Here is a 12,341-nt window from a genome sequence, read left to right on the forward strand (position 1 = left end):
TCCGACGGGGGCCGACAGGGGGGTGGGGAGTACGCCGGGCGGCGGTGAAAAACGCCTGCGCTACGCCGTCGCCGCCTTCAGGGGCCTGGCCGGGTCCTCCAGCAGCTCCGGGTCCATCGGGGTGCCCGCCTCGATCAGGCGGCGGCCCTGAGCTAGGTCGCGGGGCCGGCCCACGGCGAGCAGGCCGACCAGCCGGCGCTCGCGGAGCCAGCACACCGACCAGGCGGTGCCGGTGGGGTCGCCGCGCCGGACCATGGTGTCGGCGGAGGCATGGTCGCCCGCGTACTGGACGAAGCGGCCGAACTGTTCGGACCAGAAGTAGGGGACGGGGTCGTAGGGCTCGGGGGTCTCGCCGACGATGTTCGCGGCGACCGTGCGAGGGCCCTGGAGGGCGTTGTCCCAATGGTGGACGAGGAGGCGACGGCCGTACCTGGCCGAGGGGAAGGAGGCGCAGTCGCCGACCGCGTAGACGTCCGGCGCGGAGGTGCGCAGGTGGTCGTCGGCCACCACCTCGCCGTGTGCGCCGAGCTCGATGCCCGAGCCCTTCAGCCAGACCGTCGCCGGGCGGGCGCCGATCCCCACGACGACCGCGCCGGCCGGCACCCGGGTGCCGTCGTCCAGGACGACCGTCCCGGGCTCGACGCGCTCCACGCGCGCGTGGGTGCGCAGCGTGGTCCCGCTGTCGGCGTACCAGGCGGCCATCGGCGCGGCCACCTCCGCCGGCAGGGCGCCCGCGAGCGGGCGGTCGGCCGCCTCGACGACCGTCACCGCGCAGCCCGCCTCGCGCGCGGCCGTGGCGAACTCGGCGCCGATCCAGCCCGCGCCCACGACCACGATGTCGTGCTGCCGGGCCAGTACGGGCCGCAGCCGCTCGGCGTCGTCCAGGGTCCGCAGGAGATGCACCCCGGGCACTCCCTCGGCGCCCGGCAGCCGGATCGGTTCCGCGCCGGTCGCGAGGACGAGGAGGTCGTACGGGACGGGCCCGGCGGCCGTGTCGAGTTCGTGGTCGGCGGGGCGCAGGCCCGACACCTCGCGGCCCAGCCGGAGTTCGATGCCGAGCGCCTCGAAGTCGACGTCGAAGGCGGAGCCCTCGGCCTTGCCGAGCAGCACGGCCTTGGAGAGCGGCGGCCGGTCGTACGGCTGGTGCGGCTCGGCGCCGATCAGTGTCACGTCGCCGGTGAAGCCCTGTTCGCGCAGGGCGACCGCGGTCTGCACACCGGCCATGCCCGCGCCCACGACGACCACGCGCCGCGCCGACCCGCCCCTTTGCTGCGTCTGCTCGCTCACCTGATCACCATAGACAACTGACGTTCGGTCAGTCAGCGGGTGGGTCGGCGGTCGCTTTCCGTGAGCCGCCCCACGGTCTCGTCGACCTGCTCCACCACGCTCGTCCCGCTGCCCGGTCGCGACTCCCACTCCCAGGTCTCCTCCAGGCGGACCCGCCCGTCGGGGAGCTCGGAGACCTGGGACACACAGTGCCCGGACGCGGTGGCCCCGTCGGTCTTCAGCTGCACGTACCGGAAGTCCAGCCGGTCCCCCGCGCGCGTGCCCACGAGGTGACCGCGTACGACGTCGCCGCCCGCGTACTCGGCCCAGATCTCGCCGTCCTTCTCGTGGTACGCGAACCGGGTGCGGGTGCCCACCTGACCTGGGGCTTGGTCCGCGACGTGGGCGAGGACGAGACCGTCGAGCGAGCGGGGCATGAGCGGAGGCTCCCTTACTGGGACGATCGGCGAGGGCTAGGGTGGGCCACCGTAGAGCACTCGCGGGAGCCCGGACGCACCGGGCTGAGAGGGAGGCTGGCGGCCTCCGACCGTACGAACCTGATCCGGGTCATGCCGGCGAAGGGAGGGGCTGGACGCCCATGTCGCGTACGCACACGTCAGACGTCCTCGTCGTGGGGGGCGGAATCATCGGGCTCGTCACGGCGTGGCGGGCCGCGCAGCGCGGGTTCGCCACGGCCGTGGTCGATCCCGAGCCCGGCGGCGGGGCGGCCCGGGTGGCGGCCGGGATGCTCGCCGCGGTCACCGAACTGCACTACGGCGAGCAGACACTGCTGGGGCTCAACCTGGAGTCCGCGCGCCGCTACCCGGACTTCGCGGCCGAGCTGACGGAGGAGACCGGCCTCGACCTCGGTTACCGCCGCTCCGGCACGCTCGCGGTCGCGCTCGACGCCGACGACCGCGCCCATCTGCGCGAACTGCACGCCCTGCAGCGCCGGTCGGGCCTGGAGTCGGAGTGGCTGAGCGGACGTGAGTGCCGCCGTCTGGAGCCGATGCTCGCGCCGGGCGTGCGCGGCGGACTGCGGGTCGACGGGGACCACCAGATCGACCCGAGGCGGCTCTCCGGGGCCCTCGTCGCGGCCTGCGTGCGCGCCGGGGTGGTGTTCCACCGGGCCTGGGCCGACGAGCTGTCGGTGGTGCGGGAGCGGGCCGCCGGGGTCCGGACCGGCGACGGTGACCAGGTGGCGGCCGGGCAGGTCGTCCTCGCCGCGGGCAGCCTCAGCGGGCGGCTCGCCGGGGTCCCGGAGGAGGTGCTGCCGCCGGTGCGGCCGGTGAAGGGGCAGGTGCTGCGGCTGACCGTGCCGAAGCCGTACGCGCCCTTCCTGAGCCGTACCGTGCGGGCCGTGGTGCGTGGCAGTCACGTCTACCTGGTGCCCCGCGAGAACGGCGAACTCGTCGTCGGCGCGACCAGCGAGGAGCAGGGCTGGGACACCACGGTGACCGCCGGCGGGGTGTACGAACTGCTGCGGGACGCCCATGAACTCGTCCCCGGGATCACCGAACTCCCGCTCACCGAGACCCGCGCGGGCCTGCGCCCCGCCTCCCCCGACAACGCGCCCCTCCTCGGCCCGACCGGGCTCGACGGCCTGCTCCTCGCCACCGGCCACTACCGCAACGGGGTGCTCCTCACCCCGGTGACCGGTGACGTCCTGGCCCATGTGCTGACCACCGGTGAACTGCCGGAGGAGGCCCGTGACTTCACGCCGCTGCGGTTCCGCGCCGGCGCGGCCCGCGAACTCCTGGAGCAGCCCGTATGAACACCACCGGGACGCTGACCGTCCTCGTCAACGGGGAGCGGCGGCAGATCACTCCCGGCACGGCCCTCGACGCGCTCGTGCGGACGCTGACCGCGTCCCCCGCCGGTGTCGCCGCCGCGCTCAACGAAACCGTCGTCCCGCGCGCGCGGTGGACGACCACCGCCCTCTGCGAGGGGGACCGTGTCGAGGTCCTCACCGCCGTCCAAGGAGGCTGATCCCATGGCAGACGACCCCTTCGTCCTCGGCGGCACGACCTACTCGTCCCGCCTGATCATGGGCACGGGCGGCGCGCCCAGCCTGGACGTCCTGGAGCGCGCTCTGGTGGCCTCCGGCACGGAACTGACGACGGTGGCGATGCGTCGCGTGAACGCGTCCGTGCACGGCTCGGTCCTGTCGGTGCTCGACAGGCTCGGCATCCGGGTCCTGCCCAACACGGCCGGCTGCTTCACCGCGGGCGAGGCCGTGCTGACGGCCCGCCTCGCACGCGAGGCGCTGGGTACGTCCCTGGTCAAGCTGGAGGTCATCGCCGACGAGCGCACGCTGCTGCCCGATCCGATCGAGCTGCTCGACGCCGCCGAGACGCTCGTCGACGACGGTTTCACCGTGCTGCCGTACACGAACGACGATCCCGTCCTCGCGCGGAAACTGGAGGACGTGGGCTGCGCCGCGATCATGCCGCTCGGGTCGCCCATCGGGTCCGGGCTCGGCATCCGCAACCCGCACAACTTCCAGCTGATCGTCGAGCACGCGCGGGTGCCGGTGATCCTCGACGCGGGCGCCGGTACGGCGTCGGACGTGGCGCTCGCGATGGAGCTGGGGTGCGCCGGTGTCATGCTCGCCTCCGCCGTGACCCGGGCCCAGGAACCGGTCCTCATGGCCGAGGGCATGCGGCACGCGGTGGAGGCGGGTCGGCTGGCCCACCGCGCGGGCCGCATCCCCCGCCGCCACTTCGCGGAGGCGTCGTCACCGGGCGAGGGACTGGCGCGGCTGGATCCGGAGCGCCCGGCGTTCTGAGGCGAACCTCACGCCACTCCACTCTCACTCGAACAACCGAACGAGCTCGGCCGAACACCCGCCTGTCACAGCCCTCCGATCTCGGTCACAGCTCTGCTGCAGTACGTCTCGCGTGCCACGGAACCTTAGGGGCCCGTCAGCGGCGGCTCGTACACTCACCTGCGTGGACACGACCCTTCAGGACCCGCTTGTCGGCCATGTGCTCGACGGCCGGTATCGAGTCGAGGCGCGGATCGCGGTCGGCGGGATGGCCACGGTCTACAGGACCGTGGACACCCGCCTCGACCGCGTGCTCGCGCTCAAGGTGATGCATCCGACGCTGGCCGCGGACCGGACGTTCGTCGAGCGGTTCATCCGTGAGGCCAAGTCGGTGGCACGGCTGTCCCACCCGAACGTGGTGGGGGTCTACGACCAGGGCACCGACGGCTCGTACGTCTACCTCGCGATGGAGTACGTCGCCGGCTGCACCCTCCGTGACGTGCTGCGCGAGCGCGGGGCGCTGCAGCCCCGGGCGGCGCTGGACATCCTGGAGCCGGTGCTCGCCGCGCTGGGCGCCGCGCACCGCGCCGGGTTCGTGCACCGGGACATGAAGCCGGAGAACGTGCTGATAGGGGACGACGGCCGGGTCAAGGTCGCCGACTTCGGGCTCGTACGGGCCGTGGACACCGTCACCAGCACCACCGGCACCGTCCTCGGCACCGTCTCCTACCTCGCCCCCGAGCAGTTGGAGCACGGCACGACCGACACCCGCGTCGACGTGTACGCGTGCGGCGTGATGCTCTACGAGATGCTCACCGGCGGCAAGCCGCACTCCGGGGACTCCCCCGCGCAGGTGCTCTACCACGCGCTGCACGACGACGTGCCGCCGCCGTCGGCCCTCGTACCGGGGCTGGCGTACCAGCTGGACGAGCTGGTCGCGTCGGCGACCGCCCGCAATCCGGAGCTGCGGCCGTACGACGCCGTAGCGCTGCTCGCGCAGACACTGGAGGCTCGGGCCGGGCTGAGCGGCGAGCAGCTGGACGCGGTGCCGCCGCAGGCGACGGCCGACGGCCACGACAGCGCCGAGGACCGGACCAGCGTGATCCCGCGCTCGCTGTCCGTGTCGCGGTCGGTGGCCACGGACCCCGACCAGCTGAACCGTACGAGCCGGTTCGCGTCGCCTCCGCCGCCGCCCCGGCGCACCCGCAACTCCCCCGCGCCCCGGCGTGGGCTGTGGGCGGTCGTCGTGGCCGTGCTGCTCGTCCTCGGTGTGGGCGGGGGTGTCTGGTACATCAACTCCGGCCAGTTCACGCAGGTCCCGGCCGTGCTGCAGCAGAGCCGGGCGGACGCGACGAAGCGGCTCGAAGGCGCCGGCCTGGAGGTCGAGGTCAAGCAGGCGTTCAGTGACACCGTCAAGCGCGGCAGAGTGATCAGCACCGACCCGGCGCCCGGGGAGCGGATCCGGGACAACGAGACGGTGACGGTGACGCTCTCCAAGGGCCCGGAGACCGTGAAGGTGCCCGATCTGAAGGGCTACCGGCTGGACCTCGCGAAGACCCGGCTGAACGGCGCCGGGCTCGAACCGGGCCTGGTGACACGGGAGTTCAGCGACGAGGTCATCCGGGGCCAGGTGATCAGCACCCAGCCGGGCTCCGGCACCGAGGTCTCCTCGGGCTCGGCCGTCAGGATCGTGGTCAGCCGGGGCGCCCCGGTGGAGGTGCCCGAGCTGTCCGGCGCCTCGGTCGAGGACGCCAGGGCCGAGCTGGAGGAGGCGGGCCTCAAGGTGAAGATCGCCTCGAAGCAGGTCAACTCCGAGTTCGAGAAGGGGCTCGTGGCCGAGCAGTCGCCGGGCGCGGGCAAGCAGGTCGGCACGGGCGACACCGTCACCCTCACGATCTCCAAGGGGCCCGTCATGGTCGAGGTCCCGGACGTCGTGGGCGACAGCGTCGACGAGGCGACCCGGAAACTGCGGGCCGCCGGCTTCGAGGTCGAGGAGGACCGGGGCCTGCTCGGGCTCTTCGGCGACGAGGTCAGGAGCCAGTCGGTGGGCGGCGGCGACACCGCGGCCAAGGGCTCGAAGATCACGATCGAGATCCGCTGACGGAAGCCGGCCGTTCGGGACCGGCGGACCGGCGGACCGGCGGACCGGGGCAGGCTGTCGGCCCGGCCGACCACGGTCGGCCGGGCGGGAGTTGCAGAGGTGTGAGCCGTCAGGGGCGGGAGTTGCAGAGGTGTGAGCCGTCAAGGGCGGGAGTCGTCAGAGGCGAGAGCCGTCAAGGGCGGGAGTCGTCAGAGGCGAGAGCCGTCAAGGGCGGGAGTCGTCAGAGGCGGGGGTGCCGGGCGGCGGCTGTCGAAGCCGCCGGTCGAATGCCCCCGGCCGCATGACACCCTTGGTGCCGTGAGCACTCAGCAGTCGCCCGACCTCCCCGGCCCGTCCCGCAACCCCGTCGGCGGTCATGTCCCCGTCGCCGGTGGTCTGAACTCCGTCGGGCTGACGTACGCCCGTGATCTGAAGGCCGAGACGGTTCAGGTCTTCGTCGCCAATCCGCGCGGCTGGGCGACGCCTGCCGGGAATCCCCGGCAGGACGAGGAGTTCCGGGCCGCCTGTGCCGAGGAGTCGATCCCCGCGTACGTGCACGCGCCGTACCTGATCAACTTCGGGTCGCACACCGAGGCGACGGCGGAGAAGTCCGTGGAGTCGATGCGGCACTCGCTGCGCCGGGGCCGGGAGATCGGCGCGCTCGGGGTGGTCGTGCACACGGGAAGCGCGACCGGCGGACGGGACCGGTCGGTGGCGCTGAAGCAGGTGCGCGAGTATCTGCTGCCGCTGCTGGACGAGTTGACCCACGACGACGACCCGTATCTGCTCCTGGAGTCCACGGCGGGCCAGGGGGCCTCCCTCTGTTCACGCACCTGGGACTTCGGGCCGTACTTCGAGGCGCTGGACGCCCACCCGAAGCTCGGCGTCTGCCTGGACACCTGCCACATCTTCGCGGCGGGGCACGACCTGACCGGGCCCAGCGGGATGCACCGGACGCTGGACCTGCTGGTGGACACCGTCGGCGAGGGCCGGCTGAAGCTGATCCACGCCAACGACTCCAAGGACGTGGTCGGCGCCCACAAGGACCGCCACGAGAACATCGGGTCCGGTCACATCGGCGAGGACCCGTTCCGCGCCCTGATGACCCACCCCGCGACCGCGGGCGTTCCCCTGATCATCGAGACACCGGGCGGCAAGGAGGGCCACGCCGCGGACGTGGAACGCCTGAAGAAGCTCAGGGACGGCTGACGCCGCCGACGCCGGATCAGCGGGTGGGCCGACCGAGCGGGATCAGAGCTCGGGCCCGTCGCCCGGCTCCTCCTGGTAGGAGTAGCGCTGTTCCTGCCAGGGGTCGCCGATGTTGTGGTAGCCGCGTTCCTCCCAGAAGCCGCGGCGGTCGGCGGTCATGTACTCGATGCCGCGGACCCATTTCGGGCCCTTCCAGGCGTACAGGTGGGGGACGACGAGGCGGAGGGGGAAGCCGTGTTCGGCGGTGAGGAGTTCGCCGTCCTTGTGCGTGGCGAAGATCGCGCGGTCGTCCGCGAAGTCGGCGAGGCGGAGATTGGAGCTGAAGCCGTACTCCGCCCACACCATCACATGGGTGACCTCGGCGGCGGGCGGCGCGGCTTCCAGGATCGTACGGGCCGGAATGCCACCCCATTCCGCGCCGACCATGCTGAACTTCGTCACGCAGTGCAGATCGGCCACGACCGAGGCGTACGGCAGAGCGGTGAACTCGTCGTGGGTCCAGGAGTACTTCTCGCCGTCGGCGGTGGCGCCGAAGACCCGGAAGTCCCAGCGCTCGGGACGGAACTTGGGGACGGGCCCGTAATGCGTGACCGGCCAGCCGCGCTGGAGCCGCTGTCCCGGCGGAAGCTGCGACGGCGCCGCGTTCTCAGATGCGCGATCTCCTGATTCGCGTCCCACCGGCTGACCCATGACTCCATCCTGACAGACCTCGGGTGGTGCACATGACCAGGGTCGACCCGACTCGGACATTTGGAACTAAGGCTGCACTTACTTACTAAGCTTGCACTTACTGGACGATCTTCGGCAGCGGTGCAATCATCGCGGCGCAACCTCCTCATTCCCCGCTTGGTAAGGAGCTTCCGCGATGCAGGGCGACCCCGAGGTCATCGAATTCCTCAACGAGCAGCTGACCGCGGAGCTCACCGCGATCAACCAGTACTTCCTGCACGCGAAGATGCAGGAGAACTTCGGCTGGACGAAGCTCGCGAAGTACACGCGTCACGAGTCGTTCGACGAGATGAAGCACGCGGAGGTGCTCACCGACCGGATCCTGTTCCTGGACGGGCTGCCGAACTACCAGCGGCTGTTCCACGTCCGGGTGGGCCAGACGGTCAAGGAGATGTTCGAGGCCGACCGGCAGGTCGAGGTCGAGGCGATCGACCGCCTCAAGCGCGGCATCGAGGTGATGCGCGCCAAGGGTGACGTGACCTCCGCGAACATCTTCGAGTCGATCCTCGCGGACGAGGAGCACCACATCGACTACCTCGACACCCAGCTGGAACTGCTGGAGAAGCTCGGCGAGGCGCTCTACATCGCGCAGCTGATCGAGCAGCCGGAGAGCTGAGCCCCGGAGAACCGGGTACGGTCGGTTACGGCCGGGTCGCCGAGGGCTACGCGGCTTCCTCGAGTTCGTCGAAGTCGGAGAGCACCGACTGTCCCTGGTCGACCGGCTCACGGCGCGGGCACGCGCCCCTGCCGAGGATCGCCTGGATCCGGCGGACGCATGAGCCGCAGTCCGTGCCCGCCTTGCAGGCGGAGGCGATCTGGCGAGGAGTGCAGGCACCGTCCGCCGCGTGCTTCTTGACCTGCTGCTCGGTGACGCCGAAGCAACTACAGACGAACACGCGGTTCACCTCCCGCCGGGATCGATAACGTGGCGTCGCCATCCCGATGATCGGTGAGGCTAACCTAACCTTACCCGGCGGGCCGGAACCGCAACAGTGGAGTGGGGCCCGGATCGTATGTGATCCGGGCCCCACTCCACTGCGCTGTCACGGCGTCGCTAGTCCCGGTACAGCTCCGCCACCAGGAACGCCAGGTCCAGGGACTGGCTGCGGTTGAGCCGGGGGTCGCAGGCGGTCTCGTAACGCTGGTGCAGGTCGTCGACGAAGATCTCGTCGCCGCCGCCCACGCACTCGGTGACGTCGTCACCGGTGAGCTCCACGTGGATGCCGCCCGGGTGGGTGCCGAGGCCCTTGTGGACCTCGAAGAAGCCCTTGACCTCGTCGAGCACGTCGTCGAAGCGGCGGGTCTTGTGGCCGGAGGCCGCCTCGTAGGTGTTGCCGTGCATCGGGTCGGTGATCCACGCGACGGTCGCACCCGAGGCGGTGACCTTCTCGACCAGCTCGGGCAGCTTGTCGCGGACCTTGTCCGCGCCCATGCGCACGATGAAGGTGAGGCGGCCCGGCTCGCGGTCCGGGTCGAGGCGCTCGATGTACTGCAGCGCCTCCTCGGCCGTGGTCGTCGGGCCGAGCTTGATCCCGATCGGGTTGCGGATCTTCGACGCGAACTCGATGTGCGCGTGGTCCAGCTGGCGGGTGCGCTCACCGATCCACACCATGTGCGCGGAGACGTCGTACAGCCGGCCCGTGCGCGAGTCCACGCGGGTCAGCGCCGACTCGTAGTCGAGCAGCAGCGCCTCGTGCGAGGAGAAGAACTCGACGGTGCGGAACTCCTCCGGGTCGGCCCCGCAGGCGTGCATGAAGTTCAGCGCGTTGTCGATCTCGCGGGCGAGCTGCTCGTAGCGCTGGCCGGACGGGGACGACTTCACGAAGTCCTGGTTCCAGGCGTGCACCTGGCGCAGGTCGGCGTAACCGCCGGTGGTGAAGGCGCGGACCAGGTTGAGCGTGGAGGCGGAGGCGTTGTACATCCGCTTCAGGCGCTCGGGGTCCGGGATCCGGGCGGCCTCGTTGAAGTCGAAGCCGTTGACCGAGTCGCCGCGGTACGTCGGCAGGGTCACGCCGTCGCGGGTCTCGGTGCCCTTGGAGCGGGGCTTGGAGTACTGCCCGGCGATACGGCCGACCTTCACGACCGGCACGGAGGCCGCGTACGTGAGGACCGCGCCCATCTGGAGCAGCGTCTTCAGCTTGTTGCGGATGTGGTCGGCCGACACGGCGTCGAAGGCCTCGGCGCAGTCGCCGCCCTGGAGGAGGAACGCCTCTCCCTTGGCGACGGACGCCATCCGGGCGCGCAGCTGGTCGCACTCGCCCGCGAAGACGAGCGGCGGATACGACTCGAGCTCCGCAACGACTGCGCGCAGAGCCTCGGTGTCGGGGTACTCGGGCTGCTGCGCCGCGGGCAGGTCTCGCCAGGTGTTGCCAGCGCTCGCGCTGGACTTAGCGTTCACGGTCACGACGTCCACATTACGGGGTCATGTCGGGCGTCCATCCCCCTGCTCATCAAGTGAGACGAACCCCGCTCGATCGGAGCGGGGTTCGTGGGCGGCCGGCGTGTGCCGGTCACGTGGTGGCCCACGTCAGTGCAGATCCATCACCGCCGGGTCGGTGAAGCCGACGGCGAAGACCGTGCGCAGGGAGAGACCGGCCTCGCCCGCGTAGCCGTCGCAGGCGTTTCTGCGCTGGTCGGCCTCCTCCACGGCCTCGAACTCGTACGGGAAGCTCGCCCGCAGGGCCGTGCCGGCGCAGAGGTGTTCCGTGAGCCCCCACAGCTCGTCCACCCGCGCCGTGCCGAGCCTGGGCCAGTGGCTCAGGGCCTGCGGGGTGCCGACCGCCCAGTTGCCGTCGGCGTGGAGGGCACCGCCGACGGTGACGTTGCAGGCCGTCGGGGCGCGCGTGTCGCCCACCCAGGTGCGGGAGAACACGGCGGGCTGAAGGGCGCAGCCCTTGTGGAAGGCGAAGTTCAGCAGTCCGCTGTCGTCGGTCCAGGTCATGCCGCCCTGGAGGCCGACATAGCGGGTCGCCGCGTAGGCGTCCTGGATCACGGTCCTGCCGCCGGACATGTTCAGCAGGCCCGGATAGGTCGAGGCGCTGGTCGGCGACGAGTGGTACGGCGGTGCTCCGGGCGCCCGGAGCACCGCCGTACCACTCGTCGCCGACCAGCTTGTCCTGGCTGCCGCCGGCCTTGTCGAGGGAGAGCCAGGATTGACATCCTCGCCTGCGTGAACGTAGGCGATTCGGGTCAGCACCGCTGCGCGGTGCTCCCTCGGGTTCCTGCTTCATCGGCCCCTGCCACCCGAGGGTGGTCTGACAAGGTCTCCACAGGCTTGACGTCCCGCCAGTCCGGCGGTAGGTCCGCCAACTACGTTGTCGGACAAGGCGACTTTAGCAATGCCGCTGCGGCCCTCCGGCCCGCTGGGCTCAGGATGCCCTACACCTCCACCCTGAAGGGTGGAGCCCTGAACAAGTGTTCGATAGTAGAGGTGGTTGGCGTACCAGACGACGCCGCCGCCGTGACCGGTGACGTACTTGAAGTTCTGGCCGCCCGACGTCGGCTCGGCGAGCAGGACGTGGCGGTACTTGAGGGTGTCGCGGTCGATGAAGGAGAGCCTGAGCAGGTTGTTGGTCCGGCACTTGTCGTTGGCCTCGAGCGTGCCGGCCGCGTCGGTCCTGAACGTCTTGTAGTGCCAGGCGACCGCCGTGACACTTTTGCCCTGGATGGCCCCGTCGGCTCCGTCGGCGACGCCGGTGCTGCTCATGCCCTGGGGCCACCAGCGGGGTGTGGTGTCGTCACCGAGCTCCGACGACCAGCACCAGGAGATCTTCCGGTCCACCGGCGGCAGCGCCTTGGTCTCGTCGCCGGCGCAGGCGCGCATGGAGCCCAGGCGCATGCCGGGGTCGGCCGCCCCGGTCGAGTCCGTCGGGTACTCGGTGGTGACGACGTCGGTGAGGTCGGCGTCCGCCAGTCTGCCGGCGAGGGTGGTCGCGGCCGTCACGGAGTTCGTGTCCGTCATCCTGAACAGGTCGCCGTCGAGCGTCAGCCGGGTCATGGTCGGCTCGTCGGCGGCCGCGGCGGGCTGTCCGGTCAGCCCGGCGAGGAGGGCGGCCGTCGCCGCGAAGAGGGCCAGGGGCCGCGTTCTCGAGAGGAGTGACACACTCACCCTTCAGTGATCCACAAATGGACTAGAACATGTCAAAAACGAAAGCAGATGTGATCATAGGCCGACCGTGGGGTGTCGATCACGTGAGTTCCCGGAGCTTGTCCGGTAGGGTGCGGCGCATGTTCGCGCACTCGATCCAGAACTGGTGGTGGACCGCTCATCCGGCGGCCCACTGACTGCGC

Annotated in this window: 14 protein-coding genes and 1 riboswitch; of the genes, 7 read left to right on the forward strand and 7 right to left on the reverse strand. The window is 71.0% G+C overall.

Features of this window, described 5'->3' with window-relative positions:
* Window positions 1–60: 60 nt before the first annotated feature.
* Together OG202_RS13705 and OG202_RS13710 are read right to left on the reverse strand one after the other, a co-directional pair.
* Window positions 61–1,287, reverse strand: coding sequence for an NAD(P)/FAD-dependent oxidoreductase (locus OG202_RS13705; protein WP_327730148.1), 1,227 nt, complete (start codon window positions 1,285–1,287; stop codon window positions 61–63).
* 32 nt (window positions 1,288–1,319) lie between these two features.
* Window positions 1,320–1,703, reverse strand: coding sequence for a hypothetical protein (locus OG202_RS13710; protein ID WP_328222805.1), 384 nt, complete (start codon window positions 1,701–1,703; stop codon window positions 1,320–1,322).
* 52 nt (window positions 1,704–1,755) lie between these two features.
* Window positions 1,756–1,867, forward strand: a riboswitch (TPP riboswitch).
* Here OG202_RS13710 and thiO point away from each other — a divergent pair.
* From thiO to OG202_RS13735, 5 genes are all read left to right on the forward strand, one after another.
* Window positions 1,865–3,040, forward strand: coding sequence for a glycine oxidase ThiO (gene thiO, locus OG202_RS13715; RefSeq protein ID WP_327730147.1), 1,176 nt, complete (start codon window positions 1,865–1,867; stop codon window positions 3,038–3,040). Its footprint overlaps the riboswitch before it by 3 nt.
* Complete coding sequence (gene thiS / locus OG202_RS13720; protein ID WP_326583419.1) at window positions 3,037–3,255, forward strand: sulfur carrier protein ThiS; 219 nt, start codon at window positions 3,037–3,039, stop codon at window positions 3,253–3,255. Before thiO ends, thiS begins: the two co-directional genes overlap by 4 nt.
* A 4-nt stretch (window positions 3,256–3,259) precedes the next feature.
* On the forward strand, window positions 3,260–4,054 hold the full coding sequence (locus OG202_RS13725; protein ID WP_328222806.1) for a thiazole synthase: 795 nt from the start codon (window positions 3,260–3,262) through the stop codon (window positions 4,052–4,054).
* A 163-nt stretch (window positions 4,055–4,217) separates the two neighbouring features.
* Window positions 4,218–6,134, forward strand: a complete 1,917-nt coding sequence (gene pknB, locus OG202_RS13730; RefSeq protein ID WP_328222807.1) for a Stk1 family PASTA domain-containing Ser/Thr kinase — start codon at window positions 4,218–4,220, stop codon at window positions 6,132–6,134.
* A 297-nt stretch (window positions 6,135–6,431) separates the two neighbouring features.
* On the forward strand, window positions 6,432–7,322 hold the full coding sequence (locus OG202_RS13735; RefSeq protein WP_326583416.1) for a deoxyribonuclease IV: 891 nt from the start codon (window positions 6,432–6,434) through the stop codon (window positions 7,320–7,322).
* A 42-nt stretch (window positions 7,323–7,364) separates the two neighbouring features.
* Here the strand turns inward: OG202_RS13735 and OG202_RS13740 are convergent, their stop codons facing one another.
* A complete protein-coding gene (locus OG202_RS13740; RefSeq protein ID WP_326583415.1) occupies window positions 7,365–8,012 on the reverse strand; it encodes a sulfite oxidase-like oxidoreductase in 648 nt (215 codons plus the stop codon).
* Between the two features lie 175 nt (window positions 8,013–8,187).
* Here OG202_RS13740 and bfr point away from each other — a divergent pair, with 175 nt between their 5' ends.
* Window positions 8,188–8,667 (forward strand): bacterioferritin, encoded by a 480-nt coding sequence (bfr, locus tag OG202_RS13745; RefSeq protein WP_326583414.1) that lies wholly within the window; start codon window positions 8,188–8,190, stop codon window positions 8,665–8,667.
* Window positions 8,668–8,713: 46 nt separating this feature from the next.
* Here bfr and OG202_RS13750 read toward each other — a convergent pair whose 3' ends face one another.
* From OG202_RS13750 to OG202_RS13765, 4 genes are all read right to left on the reverse strand, one after another.
* Window positions 8,714–8,956: a (2Fe-2S)-binding protein gene (locus tag OG202_RS13750; RefSeq protein WP_326583413.1), complete on the reverse strand. Its 243-nt coding sequence runs from the start codon at window positions 8,954–8,956 to the stop codon at window positions 8,714–8,716.
* Window positions 8,957–9,105: 149 nt separating this feature from the next.
* Window positions 9,106–10,455 carry a class II 3-deoxy-7-phosphoheptulonate synthase gene (locus tag OG202_RS13755; RefSeq protein WP_326583412.1) on the reverse strand — a complete coding sequence of 450 codons (1,350 nt, stop codon included), beginning with the start codon at window positions 10,453–10,455 and terminating at the stop codon, window positions 9,106–9,108.
* Between the two features lie 123 nt (window positions 10,456–10,578).
* The gene (locus tag OG202_RS13760; protein WP_327730143.1) at window positions 10,579–11,136 is read right to left on the reverse strand and encodes a hypothetical protein; all 558 of its coding nucleotides are present in this window, start codon (window positions 11,134–11,136) and stop codon (window positions 10,579–10,581) included.
* Window positions 11,137–11,277: 141 nt separating this feature from the next.
* Window positions 11,278–12,153 (reverse strand): hypothetical protein, encoded by an 876-nt coding sequence (locus OG202_RS13765; RefSeq protein WP_327730142.1) that lies wholly within the window; start codon window positions 12,151–12,153, stop codon window positions 11,278–11,280.
* Window positions 12,154–12,278: 125 nt separating this feature from the next.
* Between OG202_RS13765 and OG202_RS46495 the strand changes: the two genes are divergently transcribed.
* Window positions 12,279–12,335 (forward strand): trp operon leader peptide, encoded by a 57-nt coding sequence (locus OG202_RS46495; protein ID WP_076973970.1) that lies wholly within the window; start codon window positions 12,279–12,281, stop codon window positions 12,333–12,335.
* Window positions 12,336–12,341 lie beyond the last annotated feature (6 nt).

This window comes from Streptomyces sp. NBC_00310 (assembly GCF_036208085.1).
In the GTDB taxonomy this organism is placed as follows: Bacteria; Actinomycetota; Actinomycetes; order Streptomycetales; family Streptomycetaceae; genus Streptomyces.